This window comes from Natranaeroarchaeum aerophilus (genome assembly GCF_023638055.1).
GTDB classification, from domain to species: domain Archaea; phylum Halobacteriota; class Halobacteria; order Halobacteriales; family Natronoarchaeaceae; genus Natranaeroarchaeum; species Natranaeroarchaeum aerophilum.
Genome location: NZ_JAKRVY010000001.1, coordinates 783,142 through 798,817, shown reverse-complemented (window position 1 = coordinate 798,817; position 15,676 = coordinate 783,142). Strand labels below are relative to the sequence as shown.

The window sequence follows — 15,676 nt, the reverse complement described above, 5'->3', positions numbered from 1 at the left end:
AAAAACGATATCCGCGCGCTATGGGAAAAACACTAACAGAGAAGATCCTCGATGATCACCTCGTCGAAGGCGAGCTGACGCCCGGCGAGGAGATCGGTATCGAGATCGATCAGGTTCTCACTCAGGATACGACCGGGACGATGGTCTGGCTGCAGTTCGAGGCGATGGGCCTCGAAGAGGTCCAGACCGAGATTGCTGCCCAGTACTGTGACCACCAGACATATCAGTTTGACTTCAAGAACACGGACGATCACCGCTTCCTGCGTTCTGCGGCCGGCACCTTCGGGGCACACTTCTCCCGCCCCGGCAACGGTATCTGCCACAATGTCCACCGCGAGAACTTCGCGGCCCCCGGCAAGACGATGCTCGGTTCGGACTCCCACACCCCGACGCCCGGCGGGCTCGGCGAGCTCGCCATCGGTGCAGGTGGGATCGACGTCACCGTCGCGATGGGTGGCGCACCGTACTACATCGAGATGCCGGAAGTCGTCAGTGTCCGACTCGAGGGCGAACTCCCCGAGTGGGCGACCGCGAAAGACGTCATCCTCGAGCTGCTCCGACGACTCTCCGTGAAAGGTGGCGTCGGCAAGATCCTCGAATACACCGGTCCGGGCGTCGAGACGCTCACCGCTCCCGAGCGCATGACGATCACCAACATGGGCACGGAGCTCGGTGCGACCTCCTCGATCTTCCCGACCGACGAGCAGACGAAAGACTACCTCGAACGCGTCGGCCGCGGCGAGGAGTACGTCGAGCTCCAGCCCGACGACGACGCCGAGTATCACGACGAGATCGTCGTCGATCTCTCCGATCTGGAACCGCTCATCGCACAGCCCTCGATGCCGGACAACGTCGTTCCCGTCAGCGAGGCCGCTGGCGAGGACGTCGAACAGGTCATCGTCGGCTCCTGTACGAACGGCGGCTACGAAGATATCCTCCCCGTCGCGAAGATGCTGGAAGGCCGCGAGGTTTCCATGGAGACCGAGACGATCGTCGCACCCGGCTCCAAGCAGGCCTCCGAGATGCTCGCCCGACAGGGCTGGGTCGCCGAGATGATGGCAGCCGGTGTCAACTTCTCCGAGGCGACGTGTGGTGCCTGTATCGGCATCGGCCACGTTCCCGCGAGTGACTCCGTCTCCCTGCGGACGTTCAACCGCAACTTCGAGGGGCGCTCGGGCATCGAGGACGACAACGTCTACCTCTGTTCGCCCGAGGTCGCCGCGGCCGCGGCGCTCAAAGGCGAGATCGTCGATCCGCGCGAACTCGAAGACGACGGGGTCGACGCACCAGGCGTCGAACTGCCCGATCAGTACGACGGCTCCAAGACGGACCTCATCGCCCCCGACGAGGCTGTCGACGACGAGCTCATCAAGGGACCCAACATCGGCGACGTGCCACTGAAGGACGAACTCGACAGCAACCTCGCCGGTGAGGCGCTGCTGAAGATGGACGACAACATCACGACCGACCACATCATCCCTGCAACGCAGGACATCCTGATGTACCGGTCGAACATCGACAAGCTCTCGGAGTTCACTCTCTCGCGTGTCGACGACACGTTCGCACAGCGAGCGGCCGACGCCGACGGCGGCTTCCTCGTTGCCGGCGAGAACTACGGACAGGGCTCCTCTCGCGAACACGCCGCCATGTGCCCGATGTATCTGGGCATCGAGGGCGTGCTCGCACAGAGCTTCGCACGGATCCACCGCGCGAACCTGTTTAACTTCGGTCTCGTCCCGCTGATCATCGACGAGGACACCTACGAGAAGATCGATCAGGGCGACGACATCGAGATCGTCGACGATGTCCGCGAGGGCGTCGAGAGCGGACAGGAGGAGTTCACCGTCCGCGTCAACGACGACTGGGAAGCGACCGCGACGCTGAACGCCTCCCGGCGCGAGCGCGACATGCTCTCGCTGGGCGGGAAGCTGCCGTGGACGAAACAGCAGGCCGAAGGCGGCGACAGTCCTGCACCCGCGGACGACTGACGCGAGACCTCCACGACAACACGACCTTTTTTGTCTATGTGACGGCGTAGCTGTCGGTACGACTGACGGGTCACTCCTCGTCTGGGTCGTACTCGAAGATCTCCTCGATCGTACAGTCGAAGTGCGTGGCGAGTTTGAACGCAAGTTCGAGGCTTGGATCGTATCGGCCAACCTCGATCGCGTTGATCGTCTGTCGCGATACGCCAAGCTCGTCGGCGAGTTCGGCCTGTGTGATGTCGGCTTTGGCGCGCCAGACTTTCAGCGGGTTTTCCATTGCTTTCGATCACATCCGACGCCGGTACAGTTCGAGGAGCCCTTCGTCGAGCACAATACCGCCGAAGACGAGTCCCCATAGCACCCATTCGATTGGGAGCTGGTAGTCGGTGAAGGTGACGACGGCGGCCAGCACGCTCAAACTCACGATCAGCGCGCTTGCCGTCCCCATCGATGCGCGACCCTGGATCCGGATATATCGCTCGTCGACGCTCCCGGTTCGCTGCTGGCTCCGGTAGTAGAGAAACATCGCGGTCCCCCCGATCGCGCCCGCTACAATCAGGAATGCGAGTATCGGGATGTCGGGGTCGAGATATCCGACGGTGAACCCAACACCCAACGAGACGATTCCGATGATGACGAGTGCGATCCGTGATTGTGTAATCCACATTGTGAGTAAAGACAACTTTACATAGAGTCTTAACTCTTTTCCATTATGGAAAGGATGAGTTTCTTGAAGGCCTACCCCACACAGACAGCTCTTTGATCATGGGCATCGAACCGTCCTCAATGCAACCACCCACTACGCTCGGGGCACGTCTGTCTCGGGCATTCTTGTTCCCGCTCGGAGCGTGGGTACTGATGGCCGTCCTCGCCGTGGTAAACGGCGGCTTCCGCGAGGTCGTCCTCGTCCCGCGGATGGGCGAGTACATGGCCCATGTCGTGAGTACGGCTCTGCTCGTCGTCGCGATTCTCGTGGTTTCAGCTCTGTACTTCGCCCGGACAGCGATCGAATATACGCGGAGCGAGCTGGCGGCCATCGCTGTGCTGTGGACGGTACTGACCGTCGGCTTCGAGTTTCTGGTCGGCTACGTCGAGGGAACTCCAGTCTCGGTGACGATCGGTCAGTACGACGTGCTCGCCGGACAGGTCTGGGTCGTCGTTCCGATCACACTGCTCGTGTCACCGCTTCTGTTCGGCTGGTATCTCACAGGTATGTTCGACGGCCGACAGGGCTTAGGCATCCGGAACACGTAGTCGGGATAGTGACCGTCACATCGGGAGACGTACCATCGGACATCCGGATCCGGCAGGCCGAGCGGGCGGATCTCCTTGCCGTCTACCGCATCGAGAAGGCGTCGTTTGCGAGTCCGTGGCCGTTCGAGGCGTTCGAGCGCCAGCTCTCAGACCCGGGTTTTCTCGTCGCCGTCGAGGAGGGAGGAGGGGAAAACGGTGGGGGAGTCGACACGGCAAACGTCATCGGGTTTGTCGTCGCGGATCTCGTGCCGAACCACGGTCAGCCGCTGGGCCATATCAAGGACCTGGCAGTCCATCCCGAGTTCCGGGGCGAGGGCGTCGGCACGACACTGCTCCGTCACGGCCTGAAATCCCTGCAGGAACAGTCCGTCAGCTCGGTAAAACTCGAAGTTCGAGAGGAAAACGACGGCGCACAACGTCTCTATAGCAGGTTCGGGTTTCAGCCGCTGCGGCGCGTCCCGCGGTACTACGATGACGGCGAGGACGCGATTATTATGATTCGACAGGCCATGAAATGACGACCCACTCATCGAGAAGTGGCAAGCACGCTTAAGTAAGTCGCTCGAAAATGTACAGCAGTGATGGGTCTCGGGAGGTGGCACGATGAGTAACCAACCCTGTTCTGCCCGGGTTCCGATCGAGGAACTCTCCGATCCGGTGATTCTCGTCGACGACCGATGGGCAATCGTGGGCGGCAACGCTGCCACTGATCGATTGCTCGTCGACGACCTGGACCAGTCTCTGGGCCGACCACTCGACGACGTGTTGCAGTTCACCGATCCGATTACGGGTGACCGGAGACGCCCGTCGTCAGCGGAGCCGCCGACGAGCGGGTGCGAACTGGATAGTTGTGGTCCGCTGACTGTCAGGTCTGAGGATGGTTCATCGGAAACGGTGGCGCTCAGTGTCATTCCGATCGACGAAGCGGATACAGCGGCGATGCTTCTGTTCCGACCTGTCGATACCGAGTACGACCAGCAGCGACATCGAGACCGTCATCGAGATGCGCTGTACGAACTATCGATCGACAAGAGCGTGACCGAGGGTGAGTTCACGGTTGCGATCGAAACGATCACCGAGACGGCTGCCGATGTCCTGGGGACGACTCGGGTTAGCGTCTGGCTCTTCGACGAGTCGGGCGAAGAGATGCGGTGTGTCGATCGGTACGACCGGCAGTCAGGCGAACACAGTACCGGTGATAGACTGATGGCCGAGCGGTATCCCGCGTATTTTGATGCCGTCGAGTCGAACCGAACGTTTGCCATCCCGGACGCCAGAGCGGATCCACGGACGGCCGCACTGACCGAGTCGTATCTCGAACCGAACGGGATCACGTCGATGCTCGACGCCGCGCTCCGGGACGGTGGCGACGTCATCGGGGTCGTCTGTCACGAGCAGGTCGGGGAGCAACGCGAGTGGACCGACGACGAACTCGGGTTTGCCGGTAACATTGCGGACCTCGTCCACCGGACGTTCCGTCGGCAGCAACGGGACCGAAATCGAACCCGGATGGAGTTCAGACGGTCGTTGCTCAAGGCCCAGCAGGAGTCAGTACAGGACGGGATTCTCGTTGTCGGGACGGAGGGTGAGTTCCTCTCGTACAACGAGCGGTTCAAACAGCTATGGGCGGTTCCGGAGGAAATCTTCGAGCGAGGAAACGAGGCGGAGGCGCTCGAATATGCACGGGACGTGCTTGAAGACCCGGAGGCGTTTTTCGACCTGATCAAACGGCTCAGGGCGGATCCGACGGCGACGAGCCACGACGAGATCCGGCTCGACTCGGGGAGGATTCTGGACGTCTACTCCACTCCGGTCGTTGGGGAAGACGGCACACGCTACGGTCGGTTATGGCGATGTCGTGATATCACTGACCAGCGTGAGCGCGAGCGGGAACTCGAACTCAAAAACCGGGCAATCGACGAAGCTCCGGTCGGAGTGACGATTACTGACCCCGATCTGGAGGACAACCCGATGATCTACGTCAACGAGCAGTTCGAGCAGTTGACTGGCTACACCAGCGAGGAGGTGCTCGGCCGGAACTGCCGAATATTGCAGGGCGAGCAGACCCAGCCGCGCCCTGTGGCGGAGCTGCGCGAAGCCATCGACGAGGAACGCCCCGTGGATGTGGAACTTCGGAACTATCGCAGCGACGGGAGCATGTTCTGGAACCGTGTCACGATTGCCCCCGTCAAAGACGAGGACGGGACCGTGCGAAATTACGTGGGCTTTCAGCAGAACGTGACCGACCGGGTCGAGGCGAGCCAGCAGCTCCGGGTGCTCGACCGCGTCCTCAGACACAACATTACGAATGGGATGAACGTCATCGTGGGCTATGCCGAACAGCTCACTACTGTCGATACTGGTGAGCGGGAGGCCGAACGAACCATCGTCCGGGAGGCAGACCGATTAATCGGTCTGACCAACAAACACCGGAAGATAGTCAAGCTTCTGAGCGAGCATCCGCGACCGGAGTCGATTCCACTCTGGGAAATCGCACGGTCGATCGCCATCACGGTCAGAGCATTCGACGGCGACGCCGAACTATCAATCGACGGGTCGACTGACGTACTGGTCGATGCGATCCCGACTTTCGAGGACGCCATCGATGAACTGCTCTCGAACGCCGTCGAACATAGTGAGCGAGAGCAGCCACGTGTCAGTATCGGTATCGAGGTCGGCGAAACTACGGTCGCGATCCACGTCCGGGACTACGGGCCGGGGCTGCCCCACGAGGAAGCGAGTATTCTCACCGGTGAGCAACGCGTCGGGCCGCTCACCCACGGACTGGGCCTCGGCCTGTGGCACGTCTACTGGATCATCTCGCTATCGGGCGGTTCGATCGATGTCAGGCAGACAGATCCCGGGACGGAAATCACGATCACACTCCACAGGGTCGACGCCGGGGAGACGCGCTAGTCTTTTCCACCTGACCCGCCAACCCACGCGCATGGGATACGTCTGTCCGGTGTGCGAGACCCCGCAGGCCGATGGGGAACACCTCGCCAACCACCTCGCGATCACCGCGATCATGGGCCGTGAGGGACACGAAGAATGGCTGAACGAACATGCTCCCGACTGGGAGAACTCGACCCAGACTGAACTTGCCGAAGCGGTCGTCGAGCACGTCCCCGAGACGGAGTTTCCGCAGCTGTTCGAGGACACGACCGATGGGCACGGCCACGACCACGGCCACGGTGGACAGTCGGGAGCCACGTTCGAGCAGGAGATGGCTCGCCAGACCGCTGGCCGCGGTCGTGGGGACCTCACCGACGAGACGGGGGACGTTCTCGCCGAAGCGCGGAAGATGACTGAAGAGATGCTGAATGCAGGGGGCGAAGAGACAACGGCGGCTCCCGACGAGGAGTAAGCCTCGAAGTCGCAACCGGTAACTTCCCCGGCCCAAACCTTCGGATATGCACACGACGGGACTATTCTCTCCGGACGACGAAGCCGAGGCCGTAGAGACCTACGATTCGCTGGGACCGGCCGCCCAGACCGTCGTCAAGGAGACCGCGAAGGCAATGGCGTTTGACGCCGACGAGTACGACGAGCGTGTAACCGGCGACGTGATCGAGACCGCACGGGACGCGCTGTTTGCCTCACTGCTCTCGGTTCAGGTCGGGACCGTAGAGGAGTTCGAGGCGTGGTGCGAGGACTTCGACGGCGACGTCGAGGTACGGGGAAGCGAGCACGTCGACAACGTCGTCTGGCACGTCGCACCGGGCGAGCGCGCAGTCGCGGCGACGTTCCAGAGCGAGGAGCGGGCCGCAGTCGGTACGCTCCGGCGGCAGGCGTTCGGGACGATCTATCGCGAACTTGTGGGATGACCACCGAACTCAATTGTCCGGAGACCGTAGTGTGGATGTGACACTGGATCCAGTTCGACTCGGACAGCGACTGGACGACGAGTTCGGCGGCAAGCCCGGCGAACAGCGTGTCGTTGCCCGACAGGCTGTCGACCTGAAAGACGCCAGCAAGTACGAATCGGATACGGGGGCGGAACTGACCGTCGAAGAGATCATCGACCATCTTGCCGACGCTCCGGACGGGACGCCTGCCGAGCGCTGGAACTGGTGGATGGGTTCGCTCGACGTCGCCTACGGGGGCTACGAGCGGTTTTCGGTCCGTCGGTACCCCGAGTGAGCAGCGGGCGGTGTCGAAACCGATAGCTCTGTGAGTCACGAGTCTATCGACCCCGTATGGACAACTCCGAACGGGAGGGGGCGAGGACAGGAGACGACTGGACGGTGCTCGAATCGGTGACCGAATACGAGACTGGCTGGTACGAGGGCGGCTACGACCTCGTCGAACAGCCAAACGGTACCACGAAGCGCTACTACTGGGCTGAACTGCCGCCCGCAGTCGTCATCGTTGCTGTCGCGAACGACCAGCTCGTCTGTGTCGAGCAGTACCGGCCGACGATTCGGGAGAGCCAGCTCGAACTGCCTGCCGGAATCGTCGAGGACGGCGAGTCCTACACCACTGCCGGAGCACGGGAACTCCGCGAGGAGACCGGCTTCGATCCGTCGGGGACCTCGCTGTTGCAGACGTACAAAGTGGCGACAGGGGTCCTCCGCCACGAACGCGGGATCGTCTTCGCCGAGGGGCTAACGCCGGTCGAACAGGAACTCGATGACAACGAGTTCCTCGATGTCCGAACTGTCCCGGTCGACGAGGCCGTCGAGCGGGTGCGGGAGAATCCGACCAACGACGCGACGATCAACGGCGTGTTGCTTGCCAGAGAGGACGGGCTATTGTAGTCCGGGCGACTCCGGATGAGAGGGACTGACCAGTACCCACCGGCGCGCTCGCCCGGGCGTCACGTCACCCCGTACCACTGGGCGGACAGAGGGAAACGCGTTTTACCGGTGCCTACGGACCTGTTGTAATGAGTTACCGGATCGGACTGGTCGGCAAGCCCTCCGTGGGAAAGTCGACGTTTTTTAACGCAGCGACGATGAACGACGTCCCCGAGGGTGCCTACCCGTTTACGACGATCGACCCGAGCGTGGGCGAGGCCTACGTTCGCGTCAAGTGTGCGGCACCGGAGTTCGACGAGACGTGTACCCCCTCGGTCGGCTACTGTGACGACGGGACTCGCTTTGTTCCGACGAAACTGGTCGACGTTGCGGGGCTGATCCCCGGCGCACACGAGGGCGCTGGGCTGGGCAACCAGTTCCTGAGCGACCTGAACGAGACCGACGTGCTGGTCCACGTCGTCGATTTCTCCGGTGAGACCGATATCGAGGGGGAACCGACCGAGGGTCACGACCCGCGGGACGACATCGACTTCCTCGAAACCGAACTCGATCAGTGGTACCTGAGCGTCCTCGGGAAGGGTATCGAACGGTACGAGACAGGGTACACTACCGAGGACGACGATATCGAGGAAGAGCTCGCAGAGCAGATGAGTGCGTTCCGGATCACCGAAGACGAGATCAAGCGCCTGATCCGACGGGTCGATATCGGCTTCGATCCGGCGGAGTGGGACGACGAGGATCGGCTCGAACTGGCGCGCGAGATCCGACGCGAGACCAAACCGATGGTGATCGCGGCCAACAAGATGGACACGTCCGAGGCCCAGGAGAACTACGCCGAGATCACGTCGGATCCCGACTACGAACACCTGACGATGGTTCCCGCGAGTGCCCACGCCGAGAAGGCACTGAAGTCCGCGGACGAATCCGGTGTCGTCGAGTACACGCCCGGCGCGGGCGGGTTCGAGATTATCGGCGACGTCTCCGGGAGTCAGGAGGCCGGACTCGAGCAGATCCGCGAGTTCGTCGACGAGTACGGCGCGACCGGCGTTCAGGATGCACTCGAAGCCGCGCTGTTCGACGTGCTCGGCGTCATACCGGTGTTCCCGGGCGGTGCGAACGGTCTTGGGAACGAACGCGGCGAGGTGCTGCCCGACTGCTACCTGCTCCCGCCGAACTCGACTGCCGAAGACTTCGCGTACAGCCTCCACTCCGATATCGGCGAGGGCTTTCTCCACGCCATCGATTGCCGATCGAATCGACAGCGCGGTGCGAGTTACGACCTCGACGAACGCGACGTGCTCGAAGTGGTGACGACAAACTAGCTCTTTGTATCCGACTTAGGTGTAAGAGGTACTTGCATGAAGGATTTTTATCGCCTCACGTGGGAATATAGCATACAATGCCGCCCAGTACAGCAACGTACGTACACAAAGCTTGTGCGTACATCACCCGATCCGATGGTGAACTGCTCGTGTTCGATGGCCCGGAGTACGAGGGGAAACAGGTCCCGAAAGGAACGCTTGATGACGATGAGTCGCCACGAGAGGCACTGCAACGAGAAGTCTACGAGGAGACTGGTCTCGACGACCTCGACTCGGTCGAGCATCTGCAAACGGATCTCTGGCAGCGTCGGGAGGGACGCTGGTACGTCAGACACTTTTTCCATGCACGCGTTGACGATCCACGAGAGGAATGGGTCCATACGGTGACCGGTGAAGGAGAGGAAGTCGGGGATGAGTACGAGTGCACGTGGGTTACGGTTTCCGAGCGGACACAGTTCGCGCTCGATCTCGATGAGTACCTCTACTTACTTCCGCTCAGGACGTCGACATCCTCCCCGACCCCACAGTCGACCCGGTCGTAGCTGCCGAAGCGTTGATGTATCCATGCCCCGTCTGACCGGTAGATGGTTCGTGAGCGGCTGTCGTCGCTGGCCGAGCGAGTCCGTGGCGAGCTCGATCGGGCGCTACTGGAGGATAACTCGCCGAGCGAAATTGCTGGCAGCTTCTCGATCGGGGTCTTTATCACCTCCATGCCGACGCTTGGGACCGGTCTCTTCCTGTTTGTTGTCCTCGCGTATATCTCCGATCGCATCAGCAAGATCGCGCTCCTTGCGTCGGTGATCGTGCTCAATCCCGTCGTCAAGTGGGGCGTCTACGCTGCAAGCTTCTGGCTCGGCATTCAGTTACTGGGCGTCCCGCCGGGCGGCGTCCCCTCGACTGTCTCCTTTTCGGCCGGCTCAGAGATCGTCGTCCGGCTGCTGGTCGGCAACCTGATCATCGCAGTCGTGTTCACCGCGATTGCGTATCCGCTCTCGCTACGACTCGTCCGTGAGTGTCACCGTCGGAATCTCGAACCGACCGAGCTTCCCGCCGAGATCCTTTCGGATTGATACGACTCTCCGGTGACAACATTCAAGCAGTAGTCAGCAGAACCACCTGACGATGCAGGTTTCCGTCGTCGTCGCCACGCACGCGATGGCGCGCTATCCGGCGCTGCGCGAAGCCGTCGAGAGCGTTCTCGAACAGAGTCACGAGCCGGTCGAACTGGTGGTTGTCGTCGACGGGACGGAGGCCGTCGCGAGGCGTGCCGAGCAGGAGTTCGGTAACCACGCGAACGTGCGTATCCACTGCCTGCCGGATAACCGCGGCGTGTCAGCGACGCGAACTCGCGGAGCCGAACTCGCCACGGGCGAGGTAGTCGCCTTTCTCGACGACGACGCTATCGCCGAGCCGGACTGGATCGAACGGCTCGTGGCAGCCTACGACGACCACGACGCCCTCGCGGTCGGCGGGCGGATGATCGGCGACTGGCGTGGCGGTCGGCCGTGGTATCTCCCGACCGAATTCGACTGGCTCGTCGGCGTCACCTACCCTGATTTTGCCGAGGCGGGCGCGGAGGTCCGGAACACCTTCGAGTCGAACCTCTCGGTTCGGCGGGACGTCTTCCTCGAACTGGGCGGCTTCGATCCCGATCTCGGGCCAACCGCCGATCGGTACCGCCATGGCGAAGGGGCAGCCTTTGGTGACCGCCTTCGTGCGGAGTACGACCGTGGGGTCGTTTACGCGCCCGACGCCGTCGTCGCACACACCGTCTTTGAGTATCGAACCAGACCGTGGTTTCTCGCCCTACGCGCCTTTCAGCAGGGAACATCGAAGCGACGGCTGGATCGCAGCAGCGAGGGACCAACCGGCACGGACAGTACCGAACGCAACTATCTGGGCTGGCTCATTCGGGATCGCGTTCCACGGCGACTCCGCAGAATCGTCGAGTCGGCATCAGTTCGAACGCTGGGAGAACTCCTTGCGCTTGCCCTGCTCACCGTGATCGTCGGCCTCGGCTACCTGTGGGGCTGGCTGGAGGAGCTGGGATGAAAATCGATCTGGTCACCCACCGCTACCCACCGGATCTCGGTGGGATCGAGCGACACGTCGGCGAACTGGCCCGCTGGCTTGTGGGCGACGGCCACGACGTCACCGTGCACGCGACCGACTGGGACGGGAGCTACGATCGCGAGAGCCGCGACGGTGCGGTCCGGGTTCGCCGCTATCCCGTCGCTGCGCCAGGGGACGCCTACTACATCTCACCGCATATCGCACGTGCTGTCTGTCGCTCCGACGCCGACGTCGTTCACGCTCACGGCTATCACTCGTTTCCGCTCGCCTTTGCTGCGCTCGGCGCGCGCTCGACGCCGCTGGTCGTGACGCCACACTACACCGGTCGCGGCTCGACGACCGTCCGAAGCTTGCTCCACCGGCTGTACGCACCGATCGGCGGTCGCGCGCTCCGCAGCGCCGACGCCACCGTTGCAGTCAGCAAGTGGGAACGTGGCCGCCTCGCCGAGGAGTTCGACTGTGATGCCCGCGTGATCCCGAACGGGGTCGACGTCGAACAGTTCGAGGCGGCGGACGCTCCGGAGCGCGACCGGCCCTACCTGCTCTCTGTCTGTCGGCTGGTCGAGTACAAGGGGGTCCAGCACGTCATCGACGCGCTCGCCGACCTTCCCGAGTACGACCTGCTCGTGGCCGGTACCGGCGAATACCGCGAGGCCCTCGAATCCCGCGTCGCGGAACGCGGCGTCGACGACCGCGTTGAGTTCCTCGGCTACGTTGCCGACGAGCGCCTGCCCGGTCTCTACGCGGGCGCGACAGCCCACGTCTTCCTCTCGGACTACGAGTGCTACGGGCTGACGGTCGGCGAGTCGCTGGCCGCCGGGACGCCCTGCGTCGTGCGGGACGCCACCGCGCTGTCGGAGTGGACGAACGTCGATGGCTGCGTCGGCGTCGAGGACGTCGACGCGAGAGTGGTTGCCGACGCGGTCCGGGCAGCAGTCGAGTTGACGCCTCAGCCGGACGCGCTGACGACGTGGGCCGAGATGAGTGCTGACGTACTGGCACTGTACGAGGACGTCGTCGACGAATAACGGCGTAACGTGCCGGATACCGGTCACTGAATCCGGTCGATCACTTCGCTCAGGAGCTCACGTTTGCTCTCCCAGAACTCCGTTCGTTCCTTGTCGGCAAGTGTACTCAGCAGGTACAACACCGGCAGGCCCGAGTACCGGCCGGGACCGGCCATCGCGTACTCGCCGACAACGTCGATATAATCGTCGACGATTTCGCCGCCCGTGCCCTCGCACGTGCAGAGCTCAACGAACGGTCGCGGATCACGGGTGTCGTAGTAAGCGATGGTAAACGGTCGAAAGAGATCCCGAACGACCAGATCCTGACCGGCGCTTTCCCAGTCGAGGATGCAGACCCGCTCGTCCTCGACGAGCACGTTCCGCGTGTGGAGGTCGCGGTGTACCCAGGCCCGGTAGAGGTACTCGGGGAGATGGAGTCGCATGAGTAGATCGAACGCCCGGTCGAACGGCGGTTCGGCGAGCAACCCCCGTTCGTCGAGCGTCGTTTTCGCGTCGTCGAGGATTCCCGATACTGCCACCGGTTCCGGATCGTTTCGGTAGAGGTCGGTGAGCTGATCGAGGGCATCGAGGAGGAACGGCCAGCCCTCGACGGGGGAGCGCGGGTGTGTTCCTGTAACGAACGCCTCGGCGAGATAGGGGTAGTCCAGATCGTAGTCGTGGAGTGTCGGAACGGTGATCGTGGGTGGAAGTCGTTCGCGGGCGTACACCTCGTCGACGACCCGCTCGGGGCCGCCCGAAGGGATCGTGTAGACCACCTGCTCGCCGAGGTCGACGAGACGCGTCCGATTGCTGAGTACCGCAATATCGCAGTCGAAGCCATCACCCACGTCGAGCGTGCGCGTCGAAACGAACGGAACCAGCCGAGCGAACACCGGGGCCACAGCGCACCCACGCAGGGCGTAGCCGCCGAGCCGCCGCTTCAGTCCTTCACCGGCGATCATCCCCGCAACCGTCTCGAACGCCGCCCGCGTCGGCCGGAACAGGTAATAGTGCTCCCCGGGCGGATCGAGCGCGTAGAACGATCTGGGCCGTGACTGTCCGCTCCCGACGTGTTCGGTAAACGCGGTGACATGCGAGAGATCGGGACCCATCGATTACCCGACCGTTTCGGACGGACCCCTATCAGTCTGTTCCGTCCGGCGACCGAAAACGGCATAGCCGACTCGTCCGTTGGGCCGACAGATGCGGATCGGTCAGACCTCGATCGTCGTCTTCCTCTCGAAGCTCGTCAGCTCCGCGCTCGGTTTTCTGGGAACGATCTACTTCGCTCGGGAGCTCGGCGCGGAGGTACTGGGGCTGTACGCGCTGATCATCGCCGTCGTCGCATGGCTCAAGCTCGGCGGGTCGATGGGTGTCGGCACCGCCGTGACCAAACGCGTCAGCGAGGGCGACGAGCAGGGGGCGTACGTCGCCGCCGGAATCCTGTCGACGCTGGCGATTGGGGGGGTCGTCTCGGTACTACTCGTGCTCGGACGGGAGTATCTCGCCACCTATGTCGGGGAGTTCGACGCCTACGTCGCCGTCTCCGTGGTCTGGTTCGTCCTCGCGTTGCTGGCGATCAAACTGTTTTACAAACTCGTGCTGGCAGTGCTCGAAGGCGAGCGGAAGGTCCATCTTGCGGGCCTGCTCGCCCCGGTCCGGATCGGCGTGGCGACGCTCGTGCAGATCGCGCTCGTAATCGCGGGCCTGTCGCTCGCCGGACTACTGGTCGGCTACGGCATCGGCGGCGTCCTGATCGGCGTGCTCGGTCTGGTGTACGTCTCGACGTCGCTGGAACGTCCCCGGAAACGACACTTCCGGAGCCTCTACGAGTACGCGAAGTACGCCTGGCTCGGCGGACTCAAGTCCCGCTCGTTCAACGATGTCGACATACTGGTGCTCGGTGCATTCGTCCCCTCGGCGCTGGTCGGCGTCTACGCCGTTGCATGGTCGATCGCGAAGTTTCTCGAGCTCTTCGGGACGGCAGTGAGCGACACGCTTTTCCCCGAGATCAGTCGGGCGATCGCGGACGGCGACGACGCGAGGGCGAGCCAGTTGGTCGAGGACAGTCTTGCCTACGGCGGCCTGATCGTCGTTCCGGGGCTGGTCGGCGGACTGCTGGTCGGTGACCGACTGCTTGCGATCTACGGCCCCGAGTTCGTGCAGGGGACGGCAGTGCTAGGGCTGTTGTTGGTCGCGACGCTCCTGTACGGCTACCAGAAACAGCTACTGACTGCGTTGAACGCGGTCGACCGGCCCGACCTCGCCTTCCGGATCAATCTCGCGTTTATTGCGATCAACACCGTGCTGAACGTCCTGCTGGTCTGGCAGATCGGCTGGACGGGTGCGGCCATCGCCACGGCACTCTCCGCCGGAATCGGTCTCGCCCTTGCGTACGTCGCGCTTACTGACGTGCTCGCGTTCCGAACGCCGGTCCGGGAGATCGGTCGCCAGTGGGTGTCGGCCGGGCTGATGGGCGGTGGCGTCTGGCTCGCCCTCGAACTTGTCGAGACGGCAGAGGTCGGGAACCTCATTGCCGTCCCCGCCGTCGTCGCGCTCGGGGCGGGTCTGTACTTCGCCACCGTACTGGGCATCTCCGGCCAGTTTCGGCGGACTGTCCGGCGTAACCTGCCGTTACTGAGGGGCCAGTAAACGGGAATCGAGCCAGCGGTCCGGTGCTCGTACAATCGTACTGACCGGTCTATCATGCGAAGTGTGACGTTCGCTGATTGGTCGAAATACCGAGGAAGAGCGCCGGAAACAACAGATTAAAGCGACCTTACCGTAGCTACTGGTACAGGTAGCATGGACCCATTTACCATCGCCGGAGTATCCGGCGTACTCCTGCTAACGCTCTGTCTGGGGACTGTCGTGCACGAGTACACGCACGCGCTTGCCCTGCGGGCGTTCGGAATCGAGTATCGGATTGACTGGCTCGGTGGGCGCAAGGGAATCGGCCGACTCCGAGCGGGGGTCCTCGGGACGTGGGCGTCGGTAACGCCGCAGCTCTCCGCTGAAACACCGGTTGGCGGACTCCGTGTTGCCGCCCTGATGCCGCTAACCCTGACTATCCCGTTCATACTGGTTGCTATCGGTGCCCTTTCGGATCCGCTCGCGACCGGGAGTCCGTACGTGATCGCCGCCGCCGTCGCGTGGCTGGCCTGTGCCCTACCGAGCCCACAGGACTTCTCGACGGTCTGGTACGCTCACCGACTCGTCGACGAGGAAGCGTCGGCGAACGACGGTTCTCACTGAGAGAATATATCAGCTCATAG

At 62.8% G+C, this 15,676-nt stretch carries 18 protein-coding genes; 15 read left to right on the top strand and 3 right to left on the bottom strand.

Annotation, left to right across the window (positions count from 1 at the left end):
- Positions 1 to 20 precede the first annotated feature (20 nt).
- Positions 21 to 1,988: an aconitate hydratase gene (locus AArcSt11_RS04125; RefSeq protein WP_250594868.1), complete on the top strand. Its 1,968-nt coding sequence runs from the start codon at positions 21 to 23 to the stop codon at positions 1,986 to 1,988.
- Positions 1,989 to 2,058: 70 nt separating this feature from the next.
- Here AArcSt11_RS04125 and AArcSt11_RS04120 read toward each other — a convergent pair whose 3' ends face one another.
- A complete protein-coding gene (locus AArcSt11_RS04120; RefSeq protein ID WP_250594866.1) occupies positions 2,059 to 2,262 on the bottom strand; it encodes a helix-turn-helix transcriptional regulator in 204 nt (67 codons plus the stop codon).
- 9 nt (positions 2,263 to 2,271) lie between these two features.
- A complete protein-coding gene (locus tag AArcSt11_RS04115) occupies positions 2,272 to 2,652 on the bottom strand; it encodes a DUF2178 domain-containing protein (RefSeq protein WP_250594864.1) in 381 nt (126 codons plus the stop codon).
- Between the two features lie 119 nt (positions 2,653 to 2,771).
- Here AArcSt11_RS04115 and AArcSt11_RS04110 point away from each other — a divergent pair, with 119 nt between their 5' ends.
- From AArcSt11_RS04110 to AArcSt11_RS04055, 12 genes are all read left to right on the top strand, one after another.
- Positions 2,772 to 3,239 (top strand): hypothetical protein, encoded by a 468-nt coding sequence (locus AArcSt11_RS04110; protein ID WP_250594863.1) that lies wholly within the window; start codon positions 2,772 to 2,774, stop codon positions 3,237 to 3,239.
- A 5-nt stretch (positions 3,240 to 3,244) separates the two neighbouring features.
- Positions 3,245 to 3,757: a ribosomal protein S18-alanine N-acetyltransferase gene (gene rimI, locus AArcSt11_RS04105; protein WP_434803492.1), complete on the top strand. Its 513-nt coding sequence runs from the start codon at positions 3,245 to 3,247 to the stop codon at positions 3,755 to 3,757.
- A gap of 85 nt (positions 3,758 to 3,842) precedes the next feature.
- The gene (locus AArcSt11_RS04100; RefSeq protein ID WP_250594859.1) at positions 3,843 to 6,155 is read left to right on the top strand and encodes a PAS domain-containing protein; all 2,313 of its coding nucleotides are present in this window, start codon (positions 3,843 to 3,845) and stop codon (positions 6,153 to 6,155) included.
- A 31-nt stretch (positions 6,156 to 6,186) separates the two neighbouring features.
- A complete protein-coding gene (locus tag AArcSt11_RS04095) occupies positions 6,187 to 6,606 on the top strand; it encodes a DUF5810 domain-containing protein (protein WP_250594858.1) in 420 nt (139 codons plus the stop codon).
- Between the two features lie 46 nt (positions 6,607 to 6,652).
- A complete protein-coding gene (locus tag AArcSt11_RS04090) occupies positions 6,653 to 7,066 on the top strand; it encodes a DUF5809 family protein (RefSeq protein WP_250594857.1) in 414 nt (137 codons plus the stop codon).
- 37 nt (positions 7,067 to 7,103) lie between these two features.
- Positions 7,104 to 7,382 carry a WNWW family protein gene (locus AArcSt11_RS04085; RefSeq protein ID WP_353617678.1) on the top strand — a complete coding sequence of 93 codons (279 nt, stop codon included), beginning with the start codon at positions 7,104 to 7,106 and terminating at the stop codon, positions 7,380 to 7,382.
- A gap of 56 nt (positions 7,383 to 7,438) precedes the next feature.
- Complete coding sequence (locus AArcSt11_RS04080) at positions 7,439 to 7,999, top strand: NUDIX hydrolase (RefSeq protein WP_250594856.1); 561 nt, start codon at positions 7,439 to 7,441, stop codon at positions 7,997 to 7,999.
- A 128-nt stretch (positions 8,000 to 8,127) separates the two neighbouring features.
- A complete protein-coding gene (locus tag AArcSt11_RS04075; RefSeq protein WP_250594855.1) occupies positions 8,128 to 9,321 on the top strand; it encodes a redox-regulated ATPase YchF in 1,194 nt (397 codons plus the stop codon).
- Between the two features lie 77 nt (positions 9,322 to 9,398).
- Positions 9,399 to 9,863 (top strand): NUDIX domain-containing protein, encoded by a 465-nt coding sequence (locus tag AArcSt11_RS04070; RefSeq protein WP_250594853.1) that lies wholly within the window; start codon positions 9,399 to 9,401, stop codon positions 9,861 to 9,863.
- Positions 9,864 to 9,905: 42 nt separating this feature from the next.
- A complete protein-coding gene (locus AArcSt11_RS04065) occupies positions 9,906 to 10,391 on the top strand; it encodes a DUF2062 domain-containing protein (RefSeq protein ID WP_250594851.1) in 486 nt (161 codons plus the stop codon).
- Between the two features lie 52 nt (positions 10,392 to 10,443).
- Positions 10,444 to 11,373 (top strand): glycosyltransferase family 2 protein, encoded by a 930-nt coding sequence (locus tag AArcSt11_RS04060; protein ID WP_250594850.1) that lies wholly within the window; start codon positions 10,444 to 10,446, stop codon positions 11,371 to 11,373.
- Entirely contained in the window at positions 11,370 to 12,422 is a 1,053-nt protein-coding gene (locus AArcSt11_RS04055; RefSeq protein ID WP_250594849.1) for a glycosyltransferase family 4 protein, read from the top strand. Before AArcSt11_RS04060 ends, AArcSt11_RS04055 begins: the two co-directional genes overlap by 4 nt.
- 23 nt (positions 12,423 to 12,445) lie before the next feature.
- On the opposite strand, the gene AArcSt11_RS04050 is transcribed toward AArcSt11_RS04055, so the two are convergent.
- Positions 12,446 to 13,513 carry a phosphotransferase family protein gene (locus AArcSt11_RS04050; protein ID WP_250594848.1) on the bottom strand — a complete coding sequence of 356 codons (1,068 nt, stop codon included), beginning with the start codon at positions 13,511 to 13,513 and terminating at the stop codon, positions 12,446 to 12,448.
- Between the two features lie 91 nt (positions 13,514 to 13,604).
- Here AArcSt11_RS04050 and AArcSt11_RS04045 point away from each other — a divergent pair, with 91 nt between their 5' ends.
- Entirely contained in the window at positions 13,605 to 15,053 is a 1,449-nt protein-coding gene (locus tag AArcSt11_RS04045) for an oligosaccharide flippase family protein (RefSeq protein ID WP_250594847.1), read from the top strand.
- 153 nt (positions 15,054 to 15,206) lie between these two features.
- Entirely contained in the window at positions 15,207 to 15,656 is a 450-nt protein-coding gene (locus AArcSt11_RS04040) for a hypothetical protein (RefSeq protein WP_250594846.1), read from the top strand.
- The last annotated feature ends 20 nt before the right edge of the window (positions 15,657 to 15,676 follow it).

Coding starts and splice junctions, on each gene's coding strand:
- AArcSt11_RS04115 (WP_250594864.1), bottom strand. CDS start 2,652: ATGTGGATTACACAATCACGGATCGCACTCGTCATCATCGGAATCGTC.
- AArcSt11_RS04050 (WP_250594848.1), bottom strand. CDS start 13,513: ATGGGTCCCGATCTCTCGCATGTCACCGCGTTTACCGAACACGTCGGG.
- AArcSt11_RS04090 (WP_250594857.1), top strand. CDS start 6,653: ATGCACACGACGGGACTATTCTCTCCGGACGACGAAGCCGAGGCCGTA.
- AArcSt11_RS04080 (WP_250594856.1), top strand. CDS start 7,439: ATGGACAACTCCGAACGGGAGGGGGCGAGGACAGGAGACGACTGGACG.
- AArcSt11_RS04070 (WP_250594853.1), top strand. CDS start 9,399: ATGCCGCCCAGTACAGCAACGTACGTACACAAAGCTTGTGCGTACATC.
- AArcSt11_RS04045 (WP_250594847.1), top strand. CDS start 13,605: ATGCGGATCGGTCAGACCTCGATCGTCGTCTTCCTCTCGAAGCTCGTC.
- AArcSt11_RS04060 (WP_250594850.1), top strand. CDS start 10,444: ATGCAGGTTTCCGTCGTCGTCGCCACGCACGCGATGGCGCGCTATCCG.
- AArcSt11_RS04100 (WP_250594859.1), top strand. CDS start 3,843: ATGAGTAACCAACCCTGTTCTGCCCGGGTTCCGATCGAGGAACTCTCC.
- AArcSt11_RS04075 (WP_250594855.1), top strand. CDS start 8,128: ATGAGTTACCGGATCGGACTGGTCGGCAAGCCCTCCGTGGGAAAGTCG.
- AArcSt11_RS04095 (WP_250594858.1), top strand. CDS start 6,187: ATGGGATACGTCTGTCCGGTGTGCGAGACCCCGCAGGCCGATGGGGAA.
- AArcSt11_RS04120 (WP_250594866.1), bottom strand. CDS start 2,262: ATGGAAAACCCGCTGAAAGTCTGGCGCGCCAAAGCCGACATCACACAG.
- AArcSt11_RS04125 (WP_250594868.1), top strand. CDS start 21: ATGGGAAAAACACTAACAGAGAAGATCCTCGATGATCACCTCGTCGAA.
- AArcSt11_RS04110 (WP_250594863.1), top strand. CDS start 2,772: ATGCAACCACCCACTACGCTCGGGGCACGTCTGTCTCGGGCATTCTTG.
- AArcSt11_RS04040 (WP_250594846.1), top strand. CDS start 15,207: ATGGACCCATTTACCATCGCCGGAGTATCCGGCGTACTCCTGCTAACG.
- AArcSt11_RS04055 (WP_250594849.1), top strand. CDS start 11,370: ATGAAAATCGATCTGGTCACCCACCGCTACCCACCGGATCTCGGTGGG.
- AArcSt11_RS04065 (WP_250594851.1), top strand. CDS start 9,906: ATGGTTCGTGAGCGGCTGTCGTCGCTGGCCGAGCGAGTCCGTGGCGAG.